The 22055-nt window shown below is 69.6% G+C and carries 23 protein-coding genes; 11 read left to right on the top strand and 12 right to left on the bottom strand.

Annotated features, from left to right (window positions below):
* Window positions 1-27 precede the first annotated feature (27 nt).
* From ccsA to IPN03_05375, 7 genes are all read left to right on the top strand, one after another.
* A complete protein-coding gene (gene ccsA, locus IPN03_05405; GenBank protein ID MBK9373163.1) occupies window positions 28-2331 on the top strand; it encodes a cytochrome c biogenesis protein CcsA in 2304 nt (767 codons plus the stop codon).
* Window positions 2332-2483: 152 nt separating this feature from the next.
* Window positions 2484-3986 (top strand): CHASE2 domain-containing protein, encoded by a 1503-nt coding sequence (locus IPN03_05400; protein ID MBK9373162.1) that lies wholly within the window; start codon window positions 2484-2486, stop codon window positions 3984-3986.
* A complete protein-coding gene (locus tag IPN03_05395; protein MBK9373161.1) occupies window positions 3872-4273 on the top strand; it encodes a HAMP domain-containing histidine kinase in 402 nt (133 codons plus the stop codon). The genes IPN03_05400 and IPN03_05395 overlap by 115 nt, the downstream gene beginning before the upstream one ends.
* Window positions 4274-4293: 20 nt before the next feature.
* A complete protein-coding gene (locus IPN03_05390; protein MBK9373160.1) occupies window positions 4294-5679 on the top strand; it encodes a sigma-54-dependent Fis family transcriptional regulator in 1386 nt (461 codons plus the stop codon).
* On the top strand, window positions 5676-6404 hold the full coding sequence (locus IPN03_05385; GenBank protein MBK9373159.1) for a FecR domain-containing protein: 729 nt from the start codon (window positions 5676-5678) through the stop codon (window positions 6402-6404). The genes IPN03_05390 and IPN03_05385 overlap by 4 nt, the downstream gene beginning before the upstream one ends.
* A gap of 210 nt (window positions 6405-6614) precedes the next feature.
* Window positions 6615-7310 (top strand): hypothetical protein, encoded by a 696-nt coding sequence (locus tag IPN03_05380; GenBank protein MBK9373158.1) that lies wholly within the window; start codon window positions 6615-6617, stop codon window positions 7308-7310.
* An 86-nt stretch (window positions 7311-7396) separates the two neighbouring features.
* Window positions 7397-8332, top strand: a complete 936-nt coding sequence (locus tag IPN03_05375) for a multicopper oxidase domain-containing protein (protein ID MBK9373157.1) — start codon at window positions 7397-7399, stop codon at window positions 8330-8332.
* 365 nt (window positions 8333-8697) lie between these two features.
* On the opposite strand, the gene IPN03_05370 is transcribed toward IPN03_05375, so the two are convergent.
* The 4 genes from IPN03_05370 to IPN03_05355 all read right to left on the bottom strand — a co-directional run bounded on the left by IPN03_05370 (window position 8698) and on the right by IPN03_05355 (window position 11330).
* Complete coding sequence (locus tag IPN03_05370) at window positions 8698-9411, bottom strand: hypothetical protein (GenBank protein MBK9373156.1); 714 nt, start codon at window positions 9409-9411, stop codon at window positions 8698-8700.
* 106 nt (window positions 9412-9517) lie between these two features.
* On the bottom strand, window positions 9518-9880 hold the full coding sequence (locus IPN03_05365) for a hypothetical protein (protein ID MBK9373155.1): 363 nt from the start codon (window positions 9878-9880) through the stop codon (window positions 9518-9520).
* Between the two features lie 390 nt (window positions 9881-10270).
* The gene (locus tag IPN03_05360; protein MBK9373154.1) at window positions 10271-10888 is read right to left on the bottom strand and encodes a cytochrome c; all 618 of its coding nucleotides are present in this window, start codon (window positions 10886-10888) and stop codon (window positions 10271-10273) included.
* Between the two features lie 28 nt (window positions 10889-10916).
* A complete protein-coding gene (locus IPN03_05355) occupies window positions 10917-11330 on the bottom strand; it encodes a hypothetical protein (GenBank protein MBK9373153.1) in 414 nt (137 codons plus the stop codon).
* Between the two features lie 153 nt (window positions 11331-11483).
* Here IPN03_05355 and IPN03_05350 point away from each other — a divergent pair, with 153 nt between their 5' ends.
* Window positions 11484-12137 (top strand): response regulator, encoded by a 654-nt coding sequence (locus IPN03_05350; GenBank protein ID MBK9373152.1) that lies wholly within the window; start codon window positions 11484-11486, stop codon window positions 12135-12137.
* A 3-nt stretch (window positions 12138-12140) separates the two neighbouring features.
* On the opposite strand, the gene IPN03_05345 is transcribed toward IPN03_05350, so the two are convergent.
* Window positions 12141-12545, bottom strand: a complete 405-nt coding sequence (locus IPN03_05345; protein ID MBK9373151.1) for a hypothetical protein — start codon at window positions 12543-12545, stop codon at window positions 12141-12143.
* An 89-nt stretch (window positions 12546-12634) separates the two neighbouring features.
* Window positions 12635-12922 (bottom strand): hypothetical protein, encoded by a 288-nt coding sequence (locus tag IPN03_05340; protein MBK9373150.1) that lies wholly within the window; start codon window positions 12920-12922, stop codon window positions 12635-12637.
* Window positions 12923-13678: 756 nt separating this feature from the next.
* Here IPN03_05340 and IPN03_05335 point away from each other — a divergent pair.
* The 3 genes from IPN03_05335 (at window position 13679) to IPN03_05325 (ending at window position 15819) form a co-directional block, all read left to right on the top strand.
* Window positions 13679-14239 (top strand): methyltransferase domain-containing protein, encoded by a 561-nt coding sequence (locus IPN03_05335; GenBank protein MBK9373149.1) that lies wholly within the window; start codon window positions 13679-13681, stop codon window positions 14237-14239.
* The gene (locus IPN03_05330) at window positions 14236-15126 is read left to right on the top strand and encodes a hypothetical protein (protein MBK9373148.1); all 891 of its coding nucleotides are present in this window, start codon (window positions 14236-14238) and stop codon (window positions 15124-15126) included. The genes IPN03_05335 and IPN03_05330 overlap by 4 nt, the downstream gene beginning before the upstream one ends.
* Window positions 15127-15345: 219 nt before the next feature.
* Complete coding sequence (locus tag IPN03_05325) at window positions 15346-15819, top strand: class I SAM-dependent methyltransferase (GenBank protein MBK9373147.1); 474 nt, start codon at window positions 15346-15348, stop codon at window positions 15817-15819.
* A gap of 73 nt (window positions 15820-15892) precedes the next feature.
* On the opposite strand, the gene IPN03_05320 is transcribed toward IPN03_05325, so the two are convergent.
* The 6 genes from IPN03_05320 to IPN03_05295 form a co-directional block, all read right to left on the bottom strand.
* Window positions 15893-17410: a serine/threonine protein kinase gene (locus IPN03_05320; GenBank protein MBK9373146.1), complete on the bottom strand. Its 1518-nt coding sequence runs from the start codon at window positions 17408-17410 to the stop codon at window positions 15893-15895.
* The gene (locus IPN03_05315) at window positions 17407-19758 is read right to left on the bottom strand and encodes a heavy metal translocating P-type ATPase (protein ID MBK9373145.1); all 2352 of its coding nucleotides are present in this window, start codon (window positions 19756-19758) and stop codon (window positions 17407-17409) included. Before IPN03_05315 ends, IPN03_05320 begins: the two co-directional genes overlap by 4 nt.
* A 54-nt stretch (window positions 19759-19812) precedes the next feature.
* Entirely contained in the window at window positions 19813-20334 is a 522-nt protein-coding gene (locus IPN03_05310) for a hypothetical protein (protein ID MBK9373144.1), read from the bottom strand.
* Window positions 20335-20374: 40 nt separating this feature from the next.
* Window positions 20375-20794 (bottom strand): hypothetical protein, encoded by a 420-nt coding sequence (locus tag IPN03_05305; protein ID MBK9373143.1) that lies wholly within the window; start codon window positions 20792-20794, stop codon window positions 20375-20377.
* A gap of 243 nt (window positions 20795-21037) precedes the next feature.
* Window positions 21038-21559, bottom strand: coding sequence for a hypothetical protein (locus IPN03_05300; GenBank protein ID MBK9373142.1), 522 nt, complete (start codon window positions 21557-21559; stop codon window positions 21038-21040).
* 10 nt (window positions 21560-21569) lie between these two features.
* Window positions 21570-22043: a hypothetical protein gene (locus IPN03_05295; protein ID MBK9373141.1), complete on the bottom strand. Its 474-nt coding sequence runs from the start codon at window positions 22041-22043 to the stop codon at window positions 21570-21572.
* Between the last annotated feature and the right edge of the window lie 12 nt (window positions 22044-22055).

Below are 22055 nucleotides of genomic sequence, written 5' to 3'. Positions count from 1 at the left end.
CGATCGGCGCAGAAATGGACTGAACCCTTGAACAAGCTCGTCGGCACCCTTGCATCCCTCAAGCTCGCCGTCGTCCTCCTCGTGGTACTCCTCCTCGGCCTCTCGGCCGGGACGATCCTCGAGTCCCGCACGGATGCGGCGACCGCGGGACGGCTCGTCTACTACTCGTGGTGGTTCCTGGGGCTCCAGGGGCTCTTCGCGGTCAACGTCGCCTGCTCGATCGCGACCCACTTCCCGTGGGGGAAGCAGCGGATCGGCTTCGTCACGACGCACGCTTCTCTTCTCCTCATCTTCGTCGGCGCGGCGCTGACCTACTTCGGGAAGACGGAGGGGCAGCTCGGGCTCTGGGAAGGGCAGGCGTCTTCGACGGTCGAGCACGTCGACGAGAAGGGGACGGTCCTCGCGAAGCACGACCTCCCCTTTTCGGTGAAGCTCGACGACTTCGTCCTCGAGACCTACCAGGGCACCAAGCGTCCCTCGGGCTTCGCGAGCCAGGTCGTCGTCACCGACCTCGACACTGGAAAGAGCTTTCCGACGCGGATCTTCATGAACACCCCGCTCCATCACCGCGGCTGGTCACTCTTCCAGTCGAGCTACCAGCAACAGGGCGGGCGCGAGGCGACTGTGCTCTCAGTCTCGAAGGACCCGGGCCAGCTCGTCGTCTTCGCCGGCTACGCGACGCTGGTCCTCGGGATGATCCTCGTCCTCCTGACGCGCGTCTCGCAGGCTCGCGAGCGCGAGAAGAGCCGGAGCGAGCTCGAGGCGAAGGTCGCGCAGGCCGGGATGTCCCTTCCGACGATGGGGAAGGCGCTCGGCGCCGTCCTCGCCCTCGCGGGGCTGGCCGGCACGGCGAGCGCGCAGACGCCGGCAGAGGTCGAGGCGCTGAAGCGCTTGCCGGTGCAGCACGACGGACGCGTGATGCCGCTCGACACGCTCGCGCGAGAGACGGTCTGGAACGTGACGGGCTCCCGCTCCTGGAACGGCCAGGACCCGGCGGCGACGTTCATCGGGTGGCTCCTCGACCCGAAAAGCGCGTCAGCGGCACCGGCCGTGAAGGTCAGCAAGGAACTCGCCGCCGCGGCGGGCCTCGACCCGGCGGCGAGGCAGGCATCCTTCCACCAGCTCGTCTCGAACCCGACGGTGATGCGGCTCATCGAGTCGGCCGGTGAAGCCGCGCAGCACGACCAGCCGCGTCTCGGTGTCCTCAAGGACGCCGAGAAGCTCGAGGAACGCCTCAACGCTCTCTATGCCGTCCTCCAGCGGGACGTCGTCCGGCCGATCCCTTCCCCGGGCGACCCGAAGGCCCGCTGGAACGTCCCGCTCGAGGTCTCGACGCCGGCGCTCCTTGCCCTCGCGAACGGGCCGCGCCTTCCGGGCTGGCCGACGAAGGAAAAGGTGGAGGGGGAGATCCTCTACAACCGGGTCAACCCCTCGCGCCTCGCCTGGCTCGTCCTCCTCGCCTCGCTCGTCGTCTCGATCGCGGCGTCGGGGAAGGCGAGCAAGGCCCTCGACTGGGCCTCGTTCGGCCTCCTCGTCCTCGGCTTCGGCGCGATGACGTGGGGGATCGGGATGCGCTGGGCCGCGGGAGAGCGGATCCCCGCGGCGAACATGTACGAATCGCTCCTCTTCCTCGGCTGGGGCGTCGGCCTCTTCGCCGTGATCGCCTACCTCCTGATGCGGAACCGGACCGTGGTCCTGAACGCCGCCGCGATGTCCGCGCTCACGATGGCGCTCACCGACCTCCTCCCGATGGACCGCTTCATCCATCCGATCGCTCCGGTTCTCGCGGGGACGCCGTGGCTCGCGATCCACGTCCCAATCATCATGGTCGGCTACGCCGTCCTCGCCCTCGGCGTCGTCGTCGCACACATGCAGATCGGCTTCGCCGCGTTCGGCAGGGGGCGCGGCGCGCTCGTCGAGAAGCTCTACGAGCTCCTCTACTGGTACATGCACGTCGGGTCGATCTTTCTCCTCGCGGGGATCCTGACCGGCTCCGTCTGGGCCGCCTCGTCGTGGGGCCGCTACTGGGGCTGGGACCCGAAGGAGGTCTGGTCGCTCGTCGCCTTCCTCGCCTACATGGCGATCCTCCACCTGAAGGTCGACAAGGTGATCGGGACGTTCGGCGCGGCGGCAATCAGCATCCTCGCCTTCCAGACGATTCTGATGACGTACCTCGGCGTGAACTACGTCCTGAACGCGGGTATGCATTCCTACGGCATGGGCGACTCGCCCATCGTGAAGTGGATGATCGTCGTCGCCCTCGTCGAGGTCGTCTTCCTCGTCGTCTGCGGGGTCGCCTTCCGCGACCGGAAGAGGATGGTGGAGGCGTGAGATCGATGGGAGAAGCAGGGAGGGACGAACCCGAGCGGGGGGATCGGGCCTCGACCGCGCCTCGCCGGAGGTGCTCAGTCGCCTGCACGAACCGCGCGAGGAGCCCGTACCTCTAAGGCGGTTCTAATGTGCGCAGACGTACTCTCCCCGAGGTGAAGGCGACCCGGATTCGGGCGGCTGAAGGTCTCGGCCCGCCGCTGGCGGCTGCGTTCCTCGTGACGCTCGTTGCCGCTGCGGGCTGGGTCGATTCCGCCGAGCTGCTGGTTCGGGACGCGCTCCTGCGGACCCGGCCGAGGGCGGCCGCGATATCCGTCGCGGCGGTCGTCGTCGACGAGGAGGCGATCGGCGCTGTCGGGCCGTGGCCTTGGGAGCGGGAGCGCCTGGCCGCCCTCGTGGACCGGATCGGGGCGGCAGGGGCCGCCGCCGTGGCGATCGACCTCCTCCTCGCGGAGACACGCCCGGGCGACGAGGCCCTCGCTACCGCGCTCGCGGCGAGACCGTCGGTCCTCGCCGCCGCGCCGGACGGGACAAAGCGATGGATTCTCCCCGCTTCCGGCCTGCGCGCGGCCTCAGAGGTGGCGCACGTCAGCTTCGCCGTCGATCGCGACGGCGTCGTTCGCGGCTTCCTCGCGACCCGGCAGCTCGACGGGCTCTCCCTCGGCGCGATGCCTTTCGCGGCGGCCCGGCTCCTGCGGCCGGAGATCCCCTTGCCGGTCGGGGCACCGATCCGGCCCGGCTTCCGTTCCGCGGACGAGGTGCCGACCTGGAGCGCCGCGGACGTCCTGAGCGGGAGCCTGCCGGAGGGCGCGCTCCGGGGCCGGGTCTGCTTCGTCGGCTCGGTCGCGGCAGGGGTCGGAGACCGCGTCGTGTCGCCTCTATCGGAGCGCGGAACGCCCGATCCGGGCGTCCTCGTGCAGGCGGCGGCGACCGAGTCGCTCCTGACGGGAGACCTGTACGAACGGCTCCCTCCGTTCGTTGCCGGGGGACTCGCCGGTCTCCTGACGGGTGGTGCGACGGCTCTGCGACGGCGGGTCGCGCCTCGTCTGGCTCCCGCGGCGGCCGCCGTCCCCCTGCTCGCGGTTCCGGCCGGGATGGTGTTGCTCCTCTGGGCCGGGCGGGAGCTGCCGCTCCTCGCGACGGCGTTCGGCGGCCTCGCCGCGACGGCGGGCCCCGAGCTGTGGCGCCTCCTCGCGGACCGCCGCCGGGCCGCGGTCGCGGTCCGGCGCATCGTCGAGCTCGAAGCGCTCGCCGCCACTCTCGAGAGCGAGCGAAAGGACGACGCGGAAGCGCGCCGCGTCCTGGCGCACGAGCTCAAGACGCCGCTGACGTCGGTGCGGGGGCTCGCGCAGCTCCTCTCCGGGTTCGACCTGAGCGAGGAGCGCCGCCGGTCGGTCGCCGGGATGGTCGCGCGGGAGAGCGCGCGGCTCGCGGAGATGGTGGAGACGCTCCTGGACCTCGAGAGGATCAAGCTGAGGGACTTCCGAAGGGTCTTCCTCGCTCGTCGACCTCCCGGAGCTCGTCCAGGAGCGAACGGCGCTCCTTGCCTCGGGGGGCGGAGCGGGAGATCCGGTTCTCGGGCGAGCCCGGGCTCGCCGTACAGGGCGATGCGGCGCTCCTCGTCCGCGTCGTCGACAACCTCGTCGGCAACGCCCTGAAGTTCGCGCCCGGCGAGCCGGTCGACGTGGCGGTGGGCCCGGCCGGCGGCGAATCGGTCTGCCTCACGGTCCGCGACCGGGGGCCGGGAATCCCGCCCGGCGAGCGAGAGGAGATCTTCCGGCGATTCGCCCGCGGGGGCTCCGCGGCGACCGTCCCGGGGCTCGGTCTCGGCCTCGCCCTCGTGGCCGAGATCGTGAGGTGGCACGGGGGCCGCATCGACGTCGAGGCTCCCGGCTCGGGGGGAGCCTCTTCCGCGTCACGCTTCCCGCGGCGGGCGGGGGCGTAGAGCCCCGAAGGAGGACGTAGATGCCGCGTGCCCTCGTCATCGACGACGACGACGCCATCCGGGAGATGGTGGCCCTGACCCTCGAGGCGAGCGGGTTCGAGGTGGCGCGCGCCCGCGGAGCGCGCGACGCGCGGAGGGAGCTCGAGACGGCCCGCCCGGACGTGATTCTCTGCGACATCTACATGCCCGGGGGCGACGGCCTGTCGGTGCTTCGCGAGGTCCAGGCGCGGCCGGCGCCGCCTCCGGTGATCCTGATGACGGCGCGCGGCTCGGTGGAGACGGCCGCCGCCGCGGAGGAGACGGGCGCCTTCGACTACCTCGCCAAGCCGTTCGACGTCTCGGTCCTCCTCGACCGCGTGTCGGCCGCCCTCGCCGCGCGGCCCGCCGGTCACGCGCCCGCCGAGGACGGCCCGGAGAGCATGATCGTCGGGTCGCACCCGGCGGTGGTCGAGGTCTACAAGGCGGTCGCGCGGGTCGCGCGCCTCCGAGTGCCCGTGCTGGTCCTCGGCGAGACGGGGACGGGGAAGGAGCTCGTCGCCCGCGCTCTCCACCGCTTCAGCGGCCGCGGCTCCGGCCCCCTCGTCCCCGTCCATTGCGGGGCGATCCCCGACACGCTCCTCGAGAGCGAGCTCTTCGGCCACCGGCGCGGCGCGTTCACCGACGCCTCGCGGGATCGCCGCGGCGCGCTGTCGCAGGCTGCGGGAGGGACGCTCTTCCTCGACGAGATCGGCGAGGTGTCCGCCGCGTTCCAGGTCAAGCTCCTGAGGTTCCTCGAGGACCGCGTCGTGACCCCCGTCGGGGCCGAGGCGGGCGAAGCGGTCGACGTGCGCGTCGTGGCGGGGACGCATCGCGACGTGAAAGGGATGGTCGGCGAGGGACGCTTCCGGGAGGACCTCTACTACCGGCTTACCGGCTACGTCATCCGAATCCCGCCGCTCCGAGAGCGGCTGAGCGACCTGCCGGCGCTCGTCACCCACTTCGAGCGCCTCGGGCGGCGAGAGCTCGGTCTCCCCGAGGTGGCGACCGTCTCGGCCGCCGTCCTCGAGAGGCTCGCCGGTCATACCTGGCCGGGAAACGTCCGGGAGCTCTCCCACGTCGTCCGCCGGGCGCTCATCGACGCCGGGCGGCTCGACGACACCGCAGCCCTCGAGCACGCGCTCCAGGAGGGCGCCGGCCCCGCGGCGGCCTCCTCGTGGTCGAGGCCGATCGGGGGGGAGCCGCTGCCCGCGACGCCGCCGACGCTGGAGGAGGTCGAGCGGCACCACATCCTCTCCGTCCTCGCGTCGGCGGGAGGGAACCAGACGCTGGCCGCGCGTTTGCTCGGCATCGAGAGGAAGACGCTCGCCCGGAAGCTGCGGGCCGCGGGAGGCCCGGTCGCCGAGGGAGGCGAAGGAGAGGAACGATGAAGCTCATCCTGCCGCTGGCCGCGCTCGCCGCCGGCATCCTGGCCGCGATCGAGCCCGGGACGCCGGCCTACCGTTTCGACGAGGTGAAGAGCAAGGTGCTGCGCGCCCCGGGAGGCGACGAGGCGGCCGAGGTGCGGGTCGCCGCCGGGGACGTGGCCGCGGCCGGAGACCTCGTCCGGACCGGGTTCTGGGGAAAGGCGGTGCTCTCCGTGCCGGAGCGGAAGGCGCGCTTCGAGATCGGTTCGAGCACGCGCGCCCGGCTCGCGGCCGGGGCCCCGGGCGTCCTTCTCACGGTGGAGAGGGGGCGCCTCAAGGCCTTCTTCGAGGCGCTGACCGACGGATCGGCCGAAGCGCGGACGGTCGCCGCGCCCGGTGCCCTCCTCGCCGTCCGCGGGACGCGGTACGGGCTGGAGGTGGCGAAAGACGGGCGCTCGTTCCTCGCAGTTTTCGAGGGGACGGTGGAAGTGAGGCCGACGAAGGCCGGTGCGGCTCCGGTCCTCGTGCGGGCCGACGAGGCCTGCACGTTCGGCCCGATGGCGGCGCCGCGATCGACGCCGATGAGGTCGATGGGGATGAGCGAGCACTCCTGGGGAATGCACGGCGGTACGGGCATGTCCTCCGGGTCCGAGCACGGGATGCCGGGCGCGGCGCCGGACGGGAAGATGCCCCAGAGCCACGGGGGCGGCTCGCACGGCAGCACCCCGATGGGACCGAAGGGCCATTGAGGACCCGCCGGTCCGCGCGAGATGCCGTCGGCGCCGCCGATCGGGTCAGGGTCGGTTTGCCCCTTTCTCCGGCACCTCGCCGAAGCCCGAAAGCGGCATTTCGACCCGAACGAGGCCGGAAGGAGCGCCCATGAAGTGGCACGGGCGTTGCGCTTGATGAAAGCAGCCCGCGAGCCTCGGCTCGGGGCAATTCGTGAAGAGGTGAGATCGATGAGACGAACGGCAACCATCGCGACAATCGCGTTCCTGGCCTGCTCCCTGTCCGGCGCCGCCGCGGCGCAGATGATGGGCGGAGGCATGGGGAGCGGTGGGCACGGCAGCGGGCACGGCGGGTCGACGACGGGTCCCCGAGGGACCGGCGGGATGGGCTCCGGCTCGGGCATGGGCTGGGGCATGGGCGACGACATGGGAGGGATGGGCCGCGTCCTCGTCTCGCCTGCGGGGACGACGTTCGTCGTCTCCCGGGAGCTGACGGGCACCGGCACGTCCGCGATCGCCGACGAGCTCCTCGCCATCGGCCCGAACGGCACCAACGCCTGGTCCTGGAGGTCGACGGACGCCATCAGGGACCTGACGCTCGCCGCCGACCTCCTCGTCGTCTCCACCGGTGAACCACACGGGTACGGCACGACCGGGACTGCACCCCGAACGGGCGCGCTCGTCGCGCTTCGCTCCACGACCGGCGCCGAGGCGTGGCGGCTCGCCATCGACGGCGTCGCGATGCGCGTCGAGGCTGCTTCGGACCGGCTCGTCCTCCTCGTCGGGACGCCGACGTCGACGACGACCGGCGGCACGACGACCGGGCACATGGGTCCGGGCGATGCCGGCTTCCAGGGAATGCGGCGGAGCCTCGTCGCCGTCGACCTCACCGGCCGCCTCCTCTGGACGGTCGCCCTCGATCAGTAGCCCGCGGCGAAGCCGCCCCTGCCCACGATCACCGGGCGGCGCGACCCCGAGGTCGCGCCGCCCTTCTTCTCAAGAAGGAGCTCCCGATGACGACCGCCCGACTCCGCCTGACCGCGGCGCTCCCCCTGCTCGGGGCTCTCGCCGCGACCGCCGCCTCCCCCGCCCTCGGCGCGGTGCGCGAGTTCACCCTCACCGCCGCCGCTTCGACCTGGGAGATCTCGCCCGGGCAGAAGGTCGTCGCCTGGACGTACAACCAGACGCTCCCCGGCCCCGAGCTGCGCGTCTCCGCCGGAGACGTCGTCAGAGTCACGCTCGTGAACCAGCTCCCCGAGGCGACGACGATCCACTGGCACGGGGTCCCCGTTCCCCACGGAATGGACGGTGTCCCGGGAGTCACCGCACCGGCCGTGGCGCGCGGTGCGCGGTTCACGTACGAGTTCCCGGCCCCCGAGCCCGGGACGTACTGGTACCACCCTCACTTCAGCTCCGCTGCTCAGATCGCCCGCGGCCTTTACGGCCTCCTCGTCGTCGAGCCGCCGGCTTCCGCGCCTAAGGAATGGGACCGCGAGGTCTCCCTCGTCGTCGGTGAGCTCGGCTCCATGCCCGGCGCGATGGGCGGCGGCATGGGGATGGGCGGAGGAATGGGAATGGGGGGCGGGATGTCCTCGTCGGGCATGATGACGGGGACGCTCCTCATCAATGGAAAGACGGGCCCGAACGTCCCCGACATCCGCGTGCGCAAGGGCGAGAGGGTCCTCTTCCGGATGGTGAACACCGGAAACATGGTCCACCCGATGCATTTGCACGGGATGAGCTGGACGGTCACGGCGACGGACGGCTTCCCGTTGCCGTCGCCCTACCGGAAGGACACGCTGCCGCTCAACGCCGGGGAGCGCTACGACGGCCTCCTCGAAGCGGACAACCCAGGAACGTGGATGCTCCACTGCCACAACCTGCAGCACGTGGGAGACAGCGCGGCGGGCGCGACCGGGCTTTCGATGATGGTCGTCGTCGAGCCGTGAACGGGAGGAGCCGCCCTGCCGGACCTCAGCCTCGATGCAGGGCTGCTATTGCCGCCGTGCGTTGCGGAGCCGCAGTAACGAACGAGATCGAGAAATGCCTCCCTTGAAGGGAGGCCCTCATCGCTGCCTATGTCTCGTCGAAACGGCAGGGGCTTCGGACGCCCGATCGCCGGGCTACTGCCCGCCCATCATCCCGCCGCCCATGCCACGGCCGCCGTTCATCATGCTGCCCATGACGACATAGCCGTCATTCGTCGTGTTGTCGTTCACGACGGCGTAGGCCATCACCATTCCGGTTCCGCCCTGGTTCATCCGCACGCGGATCTGGAGGCCGGCGTCACCGGTCGGGAACTTCGAATGGACGTTCAGAAGGACGTCGTTGAACTGGTGCGAAGAGTACCCCGCGAGGGTGAATGGAAGGCTCTTGGCGCCCGTGCCCGTCGGAGTCGATCCGTCGGCGTCGACGATCTCGACGACGCCGGTAGCGCCCGTCGAGGCCGTGCAACGACGTTTACGTTCACGCGGTTACCGGGCTGCGGAAGGAGCCCGAGCATGTACATCGCGTATTCGTCCATGCCGTAAGAGCCGCCCATGGGCATTGAGGTCATTCCCATCCGGCTCGGCATTCCCATGAACGCCAGGCCATAGGCACCCGCCCCGGTCTGGTTGTAGACGCGCACGGTCGCCGAGATCGGGATGCTCGCCGCTACGCGGATCGCCCCGAAGCCCGCAGCAAGACCGAAGTTGGCCTGAAGGACGTCGGGCAGGTACGTAATCGGCTGGGTGAGGTTCACCGTCGCCGTGGCGGCTGGGGCGGTCGACGTCGAGTCCGCCGCGTGGAAGTAGAGCGTTGCCGTTCCGGTCCCGGTCGCCTTGATCCAGAGATCCGTGACGAAGAAGGAGCTGAACCGGCCCTCTCCACGAACACCCGCAGGAATGACCAGATCCTCTGTCCCGTTCGTCATGCCGTCACCGGGCCCGCCGTTCGCCCCACCGCCGCCCATCTGGGCCGTGGCGGGAAACGTGACGAGGGCGCTGACGAGAGCCGCTGCACCGAGAATGGACTTGAGACACCGCATAGGAACCTCCTTGTTTCGGACCGTTGACGGCCTTGGCTCGTCACGGGTCATTCTATCACCTTATGGTCATATCGTGTTTCGCCCTGGCGTCGCGCCAGCTGAAACGCTAGGGGCTGAACCACCAGGGGATCGTCAGGAAGGCAAGCGTGAGGGCGACGACGATCCAGAGCAGACGCCGCCATCGCCGGTCGCGCGGGTCTGGATTCCATGGCCTCGAATCGGTCCCGGTCGCGCAGCAGGCCGCGGAACTCGTCCTGTAGGTAAGCCCGACTGACGCCCAGAGCAGGACGATCGTGCCGATGGCGAGGTACGGCCGGTACTCGTGGAAGAGGGCGAAGGAGCCGGCCCCGGCGAGGCCGAGCATGCCTGCAGCGGGCGGACCGATACAGCAGAGGGAGGCGCCGATTGCCGAGACGAGCGCCGCGACGAGGCTCGTTCTGCTCAGAGCACGGGCCGCTGGAGGGGTCACGATGACGCTCCGCTGTCACCCGGACGAGCCGATCCGGACCGAAGCGCTGCGACGATCACGGCCACGGAAGGCGCTCCGTGATCACCCGCGGAACCGTACAGGCGACAGGACGCGCGGCCGCCCGGTGGCGCGGATGCCCCGGAGACGTCGACGCCGTCCACCAGAATCGTCGGAGACCCCCAGCTCCGGGCGCGGTCGGGAACGTTCGGTCCGCTCGCGTCGAGCTCGTGCCAAACGGACGGGAGGCCGGCTTCGGCAAGGGCCGCCCGGAGGTTCGCGCGAGCCCTGTCGCGGTTCGGGCAGCCGTCGAAGGCGACGAGCTCGACGATGGGCATCGGCCCTACATCCCTTGCCCGAGCCGGACGACATCACGAGGCTGCACTTCGCGCTTCAATGCGCGCTCCGTTCTCGCGGGGACGCGTCGGACGAACCGGAGCCGGAAAGGAACGCCTCGATCTGCCTCGCCTTCTCGTACTCGGCCGGGCTCTTCGGGTTGAGGGACTCCATCTCCGCGAGCTCGGCCGGCGTGAGCTTCGGAAGGTGGCGGATGAAGTGGACGAGCTCCCACGTGCCGACATCTTCCGGCGGCGTGCCATTGCCCCACGCGGGCATGCCGGTAAGGCGGATTCCATTCCTGATGATGGAGAAGAGCTCGCCGTCGGTGAGGAGCTGGGTCTCGCCGGAACGCATGTCGGGCGCCCGCGGGTAGAGGCGGCGGCCCATTGGCGTCTGCCCGCTCCCGTCGTTCCCGTGGCAGCTCGCGCAATGGTCGGCGAAGTGTGCCCGCGCCCGGGCGAGGACCTCGGGGCCTGTGGGGACGGGGTTCGGCACACGGCGCGCCGCCTCCGGTGTCGCCCACCCCCGGAAGGTCCGTGCCACGACCTCCTCGGCCTTCGTCGGCTCCTCGCGAGCGCTGAACCCCCGGCGGACGGCCGCGGCGAGGGCGTACCCGCAGCCGACGGCGACGACGGCTCCCGCTACGAGGAGGACCCGGCCTGTGCGCGTCACGTCGAACCCCCTCCGGCCGAACCGGCCCTCACGCCTTCTTCTTCTCCAGGAACATGCCGCACTTCGGGCACTTCCCGGGGCCGGCGCTCTTCACCTCGGGATGCATCGGGCAGGTCCAGACAGCCTTCTCCTCGGCGCCGATCCGGATGATCCTGGCCTCGAGCCCCGACTTGCCATCGGCCGTCTCCACGGCGACGCGCACACCGGGCTTCAGGTCGGCCTTCTTCGCCTCGGAGTCTCCCCTGAGGTAGGTCGTCGCGCTCGTGAGCGTGACGGAGACCGTCTTGCCGTCGGGGTCCGCCACCTCGAGGTGGTCACCGTGGACCTGCGCGACAGTACCGAGGATCGCTTCCTTCCCATGGGCGTGCCCGTCGTGGGCGGAGGCCACGCCGGCCGAGAGCGCGAGAGCAAGAGCCGCGAGAACGGAGAGAGCCTTACGCATGTCGATGTCTCCTGTCGATCGGCCGCTGAGCGAGCGTCTCGCACCGCAGCCGTGTATGGGCGGAAAGATAGGACCCATACCTTAGAGCAGCATTAGAGGGTGAGATGCCTTCTCTCTCATCGAATTCTAAGGTCCGGTCCCCAACATTGAGACATGGAACGAACCTCTCCCCGCGCCACTCTGCTCCTGGTCGAGGACGACGTCTCGTTCGCGTTCTGTACTGCCGAGTTCCTCGCGCGGCGAGGTTTCGAGGCAGCGAAGGCTCTCGACCTCGACTCCGCCCTGGTCCTCCTGGCTGCCCGGCGCTGGGCGGCCGTCGTCACGGACCTCGACCTCACGGGACGGCACACGCGAGACGGCCTGGAAGTCGTCGCCGCGGCGGCGCGCTTCGAGCCGCGCCCCGTGATCTTCGTCTGGACGGGCTCGTCGACGACCGAGGTACGACAGGAAGCGTTCCGTCTCGGCGCCGACCTCGTCGTCGAGAAAGGGAGCCTCTGGGACCTGGAGGCCCGGCTCAGGGTATGCCTCGCGGAACGCCCCTCACGAGTCGCGTCCTGGCCGGAGCGTGGAGTCCGTCCCCGTGCCCGGGCTCACCGCAGGGTCCGAGAAGACGCCCGAGTCCGCATCGGCCGGGGGAAGGCGGTGAGCGCGGCGGAGCCCTCTCGTGCCCGCGCCCCGATTCCACGCCCTCACGGGTCTCTTCGACCCGCCTTCCGGCCCCAAAGGCAACGCTGCGCCGGGCCCCCTGCGGCCCGGGTCCGCGCTCCGTCTGCCCGGGCGGGCTTCCCCCTCTGCGATCTTCCGTGACAGCTACTTTCCCCGCAGTGTTTCCCACTGCTTCCGATGGAAGGTGGAGAACCGCTCCGCCTCGAGCGCGACGGCCTCCACCTTCTCTATATACGCTTCGTAGTGTCGCCTCATCTCCAGAATCATCGGATCGGTGTCCGCCCGCTCCGGTTCTCTGTTCCCGGTGATGGAATCCCCGAGCAGCTTTCGCTGTTTGGCGGCTTCCTTGCGGTACGACGCCGCCTTCCTTTCGTATTCCTCGGCTCTTGCGAGATGAACCTCCGGGAGCCTCGCGATTTCGTCGGCGAACATCGGGTAAGCCCCTCCCTCCTGTTGCGCGTCCGCAACGAGCGGCAGAAGAGTGAGTGGCGCTGCGAGCAGGGCGGCAAAGGCGAGGCTCTGGATCTTGTGGACAGCGTGGTTGAGCATGGCAGCTCCTTTCCATGGGCGGGATGTCGGGAGGCGAAGCGGAGTCGGCACCTCGGGCCCAGACGCGGCGCACCCGCACTTGGACAGGCTCACTGGCCGCTCAGCTCGGCCGCACGCATTTCGTGGTACTCGGCCAGCTTCTCCGCCTTCGCCGCCAGTGCCTCTGCGTCCTTGATGTAGCCGTTGCAGTGGCTCCGCAGCTTCTCCAGCTCGGGAGGCTCGTAGTTTCCTGGCCGGGTATCGGGCGGCAGTCGCTTCTTGAGGGCCAGGATCATCTCGCGATGCACGTTCGCCTCTTCGCGGTAGGCGGCGGCCTTCTTTCGATACTCGACGGCCCTGTCGAGGTGGTCCTTCGGGGTGACTGCGACCTTCATCACGGTTCGGCTCTCGGCCGCAGCGGAGGCCGGCACTTGTGGGCTAGCGGCAGCCGGTCGGACGGACGAGATCAGTGCGGAAGCGACGAGAATGACGGATGCCAGATGCCGAGTTACCTTGGGACGCTCTGCGGACATCGCGAACCTCCTGCCATCGTCTTGGGCTGTGCTTCGCCGGCTGGCCTACGTTTCGGGACGAGCGTGAAAGGACTTTGATCCGGGGCATTCGGAATGCTCCCGTTTGCCTCTTGACCTCAAGAATGGGTCGAGTGGATTAGAGGCGCCTTAAAACGCGTGCCGCTCCTTCCACGGAAAGGCATACGGTCGTCGGGTACCTTCGGTCGGATCTGAGCCAGCAAGCCCCTCGGCCCTGGGTCGGAACGCGGGCGGCCCGAAACGCGAATCGGCTAACCGAACGGCGGACGCTGCTTCCCTTCCTTCGTCTAAGGCGCCTCTAATCTGCCGGGGCTATCTTCTCGACCAGAGGACGGCGAAGGCGGAGCAGGGTCTCACCGAACTCGAGTTCATTGCTCCGCCAAGGGTATCGGCGGAGGAATCCGAGAGGTAGGTATGCCAAAGAGCGAACAGGGCCTCACGTGCGGTCGACCGGTCAGCGTCGACGCCGCCGTCCGGGTTCTTCAGCGCGACCCTACGAGCGGGGCCGCATATATCCCGGCTCTACGTTTCCACGCCCTGACAGGTCTCTTCGACCCTCTCATGCAGCTCGTCATGAGGGATGAACAGCTGAGGCGACTGACCTTGTCCCTCCTTCGCCCTGAGCCGGCAGAGCGCGTGCTCGACATCGGATGCGGGACCGGCTCTCTGGCGGTCCGGCTGAAACAGGAGCACCCCCGCGCGACCGTCGTCGGCTACGACATCGACCCGGCGGCCCTCGCGATCGCCGAGCACAAGGCACGGGAGGCGCAGATCTCCGTGACCTGGGCCCGCGGCCCGGCCGACGATCCGCCCTTCCCCGATCAGTCTTTCGACCTCGTGACCTCCTCCCTCCTCCTCCACCATCTCCTCCCCTCCGGGAAGCGATCCGCCCTCGCGGCGGCGTCGAGGCTCCTCAAGCCGGGTGGGCGCCTCGTCCTCGTCGACTTCACCCGTCCGGAAGGGCGCCTCCGCGCCCTCGCCTTCTCGATCGTCCGCACACTCGACGGCCGCCGGGAGACCGAGGACCACGCCAGGGGCCGAATGCCGGCCTTCGTCGAGGAAGCGGGTTTCGCGAACGTGGCCGAGCGGCTGCGGCTGAACACGGCCCTTGGCACCATCGGGTTCATCACCGCGTACAAGCCGCGCTCCGGGTGGGCTCCGTGAAAAGCCTCCGGACCCGAATCCGATGGTGGGTCGTCGCGTCGACGACCCTCACGGTCGGGCTCGTCACGACGCTTGGTGTCGTCGAGGATCGCCGGCAGATCGAACGCGCGGAGGTCGCTTACCTCGCTGGGTTCCTCGAGCATCTTTCCGCGATGCCCGAGTTCCGAGCGGACTCGCGGACGGCCCGGGCGCACCTCCGGATGCTTGCCCCTTCTTTCGAGCGGGCTGGGGGCCGGGTCGACCTCGTCCCGCTCTCTTCGGCGTCGCAGGCGCCCTCAGGCTCGGGGATCGTGGCCTGCCAGGCGCTGGACCTTTCCGACGGCCGGTGGACGCTTCATTACTGGAGCGACGGCCGGTTCGTACGCGACCGGTTCCGAAGCGCGCTCGCGATCCAGCTTTTTCAGGCCGGGCTGACGATCGCCGGCCTCGTCGCAGGCATCGAGTGGATCCTCCGACGAAGCCTCCTCGGGCCGCTCAGCACGATCTCCCGACAGATCGAGCGGATCACGGAAGGCGGGGGCTGGCTCGCGAGCGTCCCTGCGACGGATCTCGAGCTCGACCGGCTCACGAGGGCCCTGCGAGCACTGGGGCCGGGGCTTGAACAGCAGACCCGCCAGTGGATCGCCGCCGAGCGGCGCTGCGCCGTGGCCGCGGCCCTCGCCGGCATCCGCGAGAGAACGCTCGGACCTCTGAGAAACGCTCACCTGGAGCTGAGCCAGCTCGAAGCAAGCTCCGTACGCGACGACGGGACGAAGCGCCGGCTTCGCCGCGCCGCCCGCTCCGTCGAGGAGCTCTCCGCGGCGCTCGCGGAATCAGACGCGCAGTGGTTCCCGCCGAGTGTCGGCGAGGGCCCGCCCGCCACGAGCGCAGCCCGGAGAAGCGCATGACGCTCCCGCACCAGAGAATCGCAGCGGAGCTCTCCGACGGCACAGCAGAAGCGTATGACGAGATCCTCTTCGCAGCGACACGCGGCGCAGACCGCCGCTGGAAGGAGGCGCTCCTGGCGCACCTCGACGCCCCGGCGCGGGTTCTCGACCTCGCCTGCGGCACCGGGACCCTCACGTTCATGATTCGGGATCGTTTCCCCGGAGGCGGAGGTCGTCGGTATGGAAATCTCGGTCGCGCTTCTCGACCACGCGCTGAAGCGGGCGCATCTCCGACGGGACCATCGGGCACGTTTCGTCCTGGGCTCGTTCGAGCGCGTCGCTCCTGCCGGACGGTTCGACGCCGTTACGAGCTGCTACCTGGCCAAGTACGCAGATCTCCCCCGCCTCGTCTCGCGTTTGAGGTCGTTCTTGAATCCGGGCGGGTTCGTGGTCATGCACGACCTGACCTACCCGGAGCACCCTGTCGTCCGCAAGGCATGGGAGCGCCACTTTCAGCGGCTCCGACAGACCGCGCTGAACGAGTGGCCCGCGGCGATCCGGGTATTCGACGAGCTGCCCGAGATCGTCCGCCGCTCCGCCTGGGTCGAGGAGCTCACGATGCTATTCGTCGCGCACGGCTACAGCGGCGTCGCCGTCGAGCGGCTGGGCCGAGGGACCTCTGCGCTCGTCCTTGCCCGCCTGCCCTGCGAGTAATCTCGTGACGGTGGGGCCCGTTCAGACCTCCGGCCGCTCCTCTATGGTGGTACGCCACGCCGACGGCGGCTCTTCAGTGTCCGGTCGGCTCTGATTCGGGTCCGCGGGAGGCTGCCAGCCTCGCCTCGACCTGCATCAGCTTCGCCTCCATCGCCGCTATCTCGTCCTTCGAGAAGCCAAGCGGATTCGCCGCCTCGGCGGCCCTGAGAGCCTTCCTCAGTGACGCAGCTGCAGCGAGCTCCTGCCCAGCGGCGAGGTAGCGTTCGACGCCCTCGACCTGATATCGGCGGACTCGCGCCTGGATGACCCTGTCCGGCGAGCCCGCCCCGAACCCGAGAATGGCGTAGGCCAATCCGTGAACGGTCTCGTACTCCTCCGACCTCAGGGCTCGAAGCTCGTCGAGCTCGAGGTCGAGCCGGGCTCGACCGTCCGGTGGGGCGGCTTCGCGGGCCGCGGTGGCGCGAGCGATCTCGGCATCGACTCGGGCGAGGCTCGCGTCCGCGGCGTCCAGGCGCTCCGAAGCCATCACGTGCAGACTGTGGCGGGAAGCGATGCGGACGGCGACCCCGGCTCCTCCAAGGAGGGCGACGCCGAGCGCGGCCGCGACGGCCGAGGCGACCGCAGGGTGCCGGCGCATCCAGTTCACAGCCCTCTCCATGAAGGTCGGAGGCGCAGCGTCCACCGGACGGAACTCCCGGTACCGGCGGATCTCCTCCGCCAGCTCCATTGCTGAGCCGTATCGCGACGACGGGTCCCTGGCGAGGGCCTTCATGCAGACGGCAGAGAGCGCCCTCCCGGCTGCGCGGTTCCTCGCGACGGGCGGCGCAGGCGACTCCTCCCGAACGCGGCGCATCGATTCGAGCGCATCGGCAGATGAGAACGGGTTCGCGCCGGTCAGAATCTCGTACAGGACCGTGCCCAACGAGAAGACGTCGGAGGCCGGGTTCGTCGGTGCAGCACGCGCCTGCTCGGGGGACATGTACGCCGGCGTCCCGGCAACGGACCCTCCTGGATGCGCGCGGGACTGACTGTCGCCCTCGAGCCGTACGGCGAGGCCCCAGTCCACCAGGTAGACGGAGCCCATATCGTCCACCATGATGTTCGCTGGCTTGACGTCGCGATGAACCAGGCCTTGGCGGTGCGCCGCGGCAAGCGTCTGGCAAACCCGCTCGAAGACGTCGACGAAGTGGGTGATCGACTGGCGCGACCGGATCTCCTCCGGCCGCCGCGCCGACAGGAGGCTCTTCAGGGTCCGTCCCTGGACGCGCTTCATTGCGTAGAACGGCTCGCCCGTTTCGAGCGTCCCCGCGTCGTGCACCGGGACTGCCCCTGGATGCTCGAGCCCCGCGAGAATCAGCGCTTCCTCCTCGAACCGGCGCCGTGCCCCCGGGTCCTCGGCGAGCTCGGGCCTCATGCGCTTGATGGCGACGTCGCGTCCGAGCTGGCGATCCCTCGCGAGCACGACCGTCGCCATCCCCCCGCTGCCGAGCGTCTCGCCGAGCTCATAGCGCGGAGTCGCGCGATCGGGGCGACCGGGGCGCGATCTCTCGCCGCCGGGCACCGCCTCGATCGTCTCGTCGTCCAGGCTCACATCTTCGCCCGTCGAAGCCGGAGCGCGTTTCCGACGACCGAGACCGAGCTGAAGCTCATCGCGGCAGCCGCGATCACAGGCGAGAGCAATAGCCCGAAGACCGGGTAGAGCACACCCGCAGCGATCGGCACCCCTGCCGCGTTGTAGACGAATGCGAAGAAGAGGTTCTGCTTGATGTTGGCCATCGTGCTGCGGGAAAGGCGCCGCGCCCGGACGATGCCCCGGAGGTCCCCCTTCACCAGCGTGACCCCGGCGCTCTCCATCGCGACGTCGGTGCCCGTCCCCATGGCGATCCCCACCTGCGCCTGTGCGAGCGCGGGGGCGTCGTTGATGCCGTCGCCTGCCATCGCGACGACGCGTCCCTGAGCCTGGAACCGCTTCACGACCTCCGCCTTCTGATCGGGCAGCACCTCGGCCACGATCTCGTCGATCGCGAGCTTCCTCGCGACCGCTTCGGCGGTCGTTCTGCTGTCGCCCGTGAGCATGACGATGCGGAGGCCCTCACCGTGTAGCTCTTTGATGGCCTCGGGCGTGCTGGCTTTGATCGGATCGGCCACCCCCAGGATGCCCGCGACCTCGCCGTCGACCGCAACGAACATCGCCGTCTCCCCGTCCTTGCGGAGTGCCTCTGCGTCGGTCCCCAACTCTCCGAGGTCGATTCCCAGGTCCGCCATCAGGGACGTGTTCCCGAGCGTCACGGATCTGCCGTCTACGGTTCCCTTCACTCCCTTTCCCGTCACGGACTCGAACCCGTCCGTGCCCGAGAGAGCCACGCCGCGCTTCTCGGCTCCCTTCACGATGGCCGCCGCGAGCGGGTGCTCGCTGCCTCGTTCCAGACTGGCGGCCAGATGGAGGAGGTCGGATTCGGAGAAGCCGGCGGCCGGCTTGACACTCACCAGCTCGGGCTTCCCTTCCGTCAGTGTCCCCGTCTTGTCGATGACGAGCGTATCGACCTTTCGAAGCACCTCGATCGCCTCGGCGTTCTTGAAGAGAACGCCCATGGTCGCGCCTCTGCCCGTTGCCACCATGATCGACATCGGGGTGGCGAGCCCCAGCGCACAGGGGCAGGCGATGATGAGCACCGCCACGGCGTTGATCAGCGCGTGCGCCATTCGGGGCGCCGGCCCGACGATCGCCCAGGCCGCGAATGTGAGGATCGAGATCAGGATGACGATCGGCACGAAATAGCCGGCCACGACATCGGCGAGCTTCTGGATCGGCGCCCGGCTCCGCTGGGCCTCGGCGACCATCGCGACGATGCGCGAGAGAAGCGTCTCGGCGCCGACCTTCTCGGCCCGCATCACGAGGGCTCCGGTGCCGTTGACCGTAGCTCCGACGACCTTGTCGCCGGGGCCCTTCTCCACGGGTATCGGCTCGCCGCTCACCATCGACTCGTCGACGGAGCTCGCACCCTCGAGCACGACTCCGTCTACCGGTATCTTCTCGCCAGGCCGCACCCGCAGCGTGTCGCCGGCCTGCACGACCTCCAGCAGCACGTCCTCTTCGGAACCGTCAGCCTTGATCCGTCGCGCGGATGTTGCCGCCATCCCGAGCAGCTTCTGAATCGCTGCGCCTGTCTGGCTGCGCGCGCGAAGCTCCAGGACCTGCCCGAGCAGGATCAACGTGACGATGACCCCCGCCGCTTCGAAGTAAACGGCGACCTCGCCGGATGCGCTCCGGAAGGAGGCCGGGAACAGGCCCGGCAGAAGCGTCGCGATGACGCTGTAGCCGTACGCGACGCTCACGCCGAGGCCGATGAGTGTGAACATGTTGAGACTGCGGTTCCTCACCGACTGGACGGCTCGCACGTAGAAGGGCCACGCGGCCCAGAGACACACGGGCGTCGCCAGCGCCAGCTCCAGGAATGTGCGCAGGCGCGCCGAGAGGAGCGCAGACACGGGTTCTCCCGGCAGCATGTCGCCCATCGCCAGGCCGAGGAGCGGCACGGTAAGCGCTACCGAGAACCAGAACCGGCGGCTCATGTCGCGGAGCTCGGCGTTCTCTCCGGCGTCCGCCGCGGGCGCCCGAAGCTCCAGCGCCATGCCGCAGATCGGACACGAGCCCGGCGCATCGCGCACGATCTCCGGGTGCATGGGGCACGTGTAGCCCCCCGGAATGACCCGAGAAGGAGCGGCCGTGGCCGCCGGGGCCTGCTCGAGGAACGAGCCCGGGTCCCTGGTGAACCGATCGCGGCAGGTCGCGCTGCAGAACACGAACTCGGTACCCGCGTGCTCGTGTCGGTTCGGGCTGTCCGCCGGCACCGACATTCCGCAGACGGGGTCCTTCTTCTGAGGCCGCCCGGCCGTCGACCGATCGTGCCCGGTGTGCTCGTGCTCGTCATGATTCATGGGTGCCTCCAACCTGACGGACGCGTCGTCAGCACGAGCCTAGTGCAGAGGCCCTCAATGGTGCCCACCGCTCGAGGCCGACGTCGAGCGGCCGTGGCCCGCGTGCGACTCGGCCTGCGGGCGCACCGCTGGCGCTGGCGCCGACCAGCCTCTCGCCAGAGTCTCGAGGAGCCCGTCGGCGGCGGCCAGCGCCCGCTCCACGTCCTTTCGCAGCCGCCGTGGGGCCGCCTTCGCCAGTGAATCGAGCTCCGTCGCCTGTAGAGCTACCGTCTTTCCCACCACGAGCTTGTCCGGCAACACCGGGCCATCGACACGCGGGGCGCGGCTGATCTCGTCCCGGAGGACCGCGAGGTAGGACACGTACGCTGCCGTGGCCGAAGCCAGTGCGGTGCCGTCTCTCTCGGCGGCGGCCGTCCGGACGGAGGCCAGAAGCTCTTCGGAGCGGTCGAGCCGGCTGACAACTGGATTCGCCGGCTCCCCGTTAGCGGACGGAGCGACCGACGTGTCGAGACGTGGAGGCTCCTGGCCCGCCAGCGCGCCCGATCCGAGGAGCGCGCCGAAGAGGAGCCGAGCCATGACTCGAGCGAGCGCTCCTGCTCGGTACACCGGGCGCTCCTCAGGCCTTCTTCTTCTCGAGGAACATGCCGCACTTCGGGCACTTGGCGGGACCGGAGCCGGTCACTTCCGGGTGCATCGGGCAGGCCCAGACCGCTCCGTCGGCGGGACCGATCCGGACGACCTTCGCTTCGAGCCCGGCCTTCCCGTCTGCCGTCTCGACGGCGACGCTCAGCCCGGGCTTCAGGTCAGCCTTCTTCGCCTCCTCAGCCCCCTTGAGGTACATGGTGGTGCGAGTCAGGCTGACGATGACGGACTTGCCGTCGGGGTCAGCGACCTCCAGGCGGTCGCCCTCGACCTTGGCGATGGTGCCGAGGACTGCGTCCTGGCCGTGGGCGTGGGCGTGGCCCTGGTTCGCCGGGGCCGCGAGGGGCCAGAGCGAGAGGGCGAGAGCCGTGAGAGTGGCGAGAGGTCTGCGCATGTCGTCTTCTCCTGGTCCCGCTTCCGGCGGCGGGCTCTTCACGCCGGCGCCGGCGCTTGAACGGAAAGATAGGGGCTGAACCTTAGAGAGACGTTAGAGAGATGCGGCGTCGTCCGCTCCTCCCCGGGGAACGTTTCGTTCCGCGGATCGGCAGGGACGACGCCGCCCGGATCGATCACTTCGCTTCGCGCGACACCGCGGGCGCCTCAGGCCCGGTCGCGCTCCCCTCGTCAGGAGTCGCGGTCAGTGCCCTCGATGGCCGGAGCTCCCCATGCCACATCCGCCCCGGCTGGTCCTCGGTGCAGAGTCCGCGTCCTCACCTGCGAGCTCGGCAGCGATCCCGAAAGTCCGCTCCGCCGCGGCGATCGCTTCGTCGACGCGCTCCCCGAGGGCGGGCGGGGCCCCGTCCGCCAGGCCACGGAGCGTCGCCAGGCTCTCCCGGCAGACCTTCTGTATCCGCGAGGCATCTCGCGCACGCGCTTCGTCCCCTCCACCCGCGCGTAGGCCGACGCGCAGCTCATCCTGAACCGAGACGTAGTCCCCGACCGCCCGGTCAACCCGATCGCGCTCGCGCGAGCGGACGCTCGTTCGGAGCGCACGCAGGGCGCTCCCTTCGTCGCGAAGCGCCGCATCCAGGTCCCGAACGGGCCGTTCCGCCGAGGGCGCCTCGTCTGGCACCCCCCGGTCGCCGTGGACGTGTTCCTGGGCCATGGCCGGAAGGCTCACCATCGCCATGGAAAGGAGAAGCGTTCGAAGGAGTCTCATCGCTCAGCCCCTAGAAGATGACGCTCTTGTGGTCCATGCCGCCGCAACCGTTCTTCGCGAACGGCCGGTTGCAGCCACCTTTGAAGCACGCATCGCCCGTGTATCCGGCGGGTCCGATGAACTTCACCCAATCCAGGACCGCCGTCTTGAGCTGGGCCGCGTCGGCGCCCTTCACCACGAGCATGTAGTTCGAGAGTCCCCAGATCGTCATGGCCATGTTGCACGGGCAGCAGCACGTCTTCATGGAGAACTTCTTGCAGCACACGGTCGGGATCGACGAGAGGACGTCGTCCTTGATCTTCTGCTGCTCCGGCGCGAGGCTCATGTCGGCGTAGCCGATGAACTCCAGCGTCTGCGTTTTCACGTCCTTGAAGACCATCTTCCCGGGGGCGGCCTTCGACGGCGGGGCGGCGGCGGCCGACGAGATGGCGAGGACCGCGACCGCGGCGGTGATCCAGCGGCGGAGACGGGTGGCTGTCGTCATGGGGCTTCTCCT

The sequence above is a fragment of the Holophagales bacterium genome (assembly GCA_016719485.1).
Classification (GTDB): domain Bacteria; phylum Acidobacteriota; class Thermoanaerobaculia; order UBA5066; family UBA5066; genus UBA5066.
Note: the sequence above shows the minus strand (reverse complement) of the source record. Positions and strands in the feature narration are given on the sequence as shown.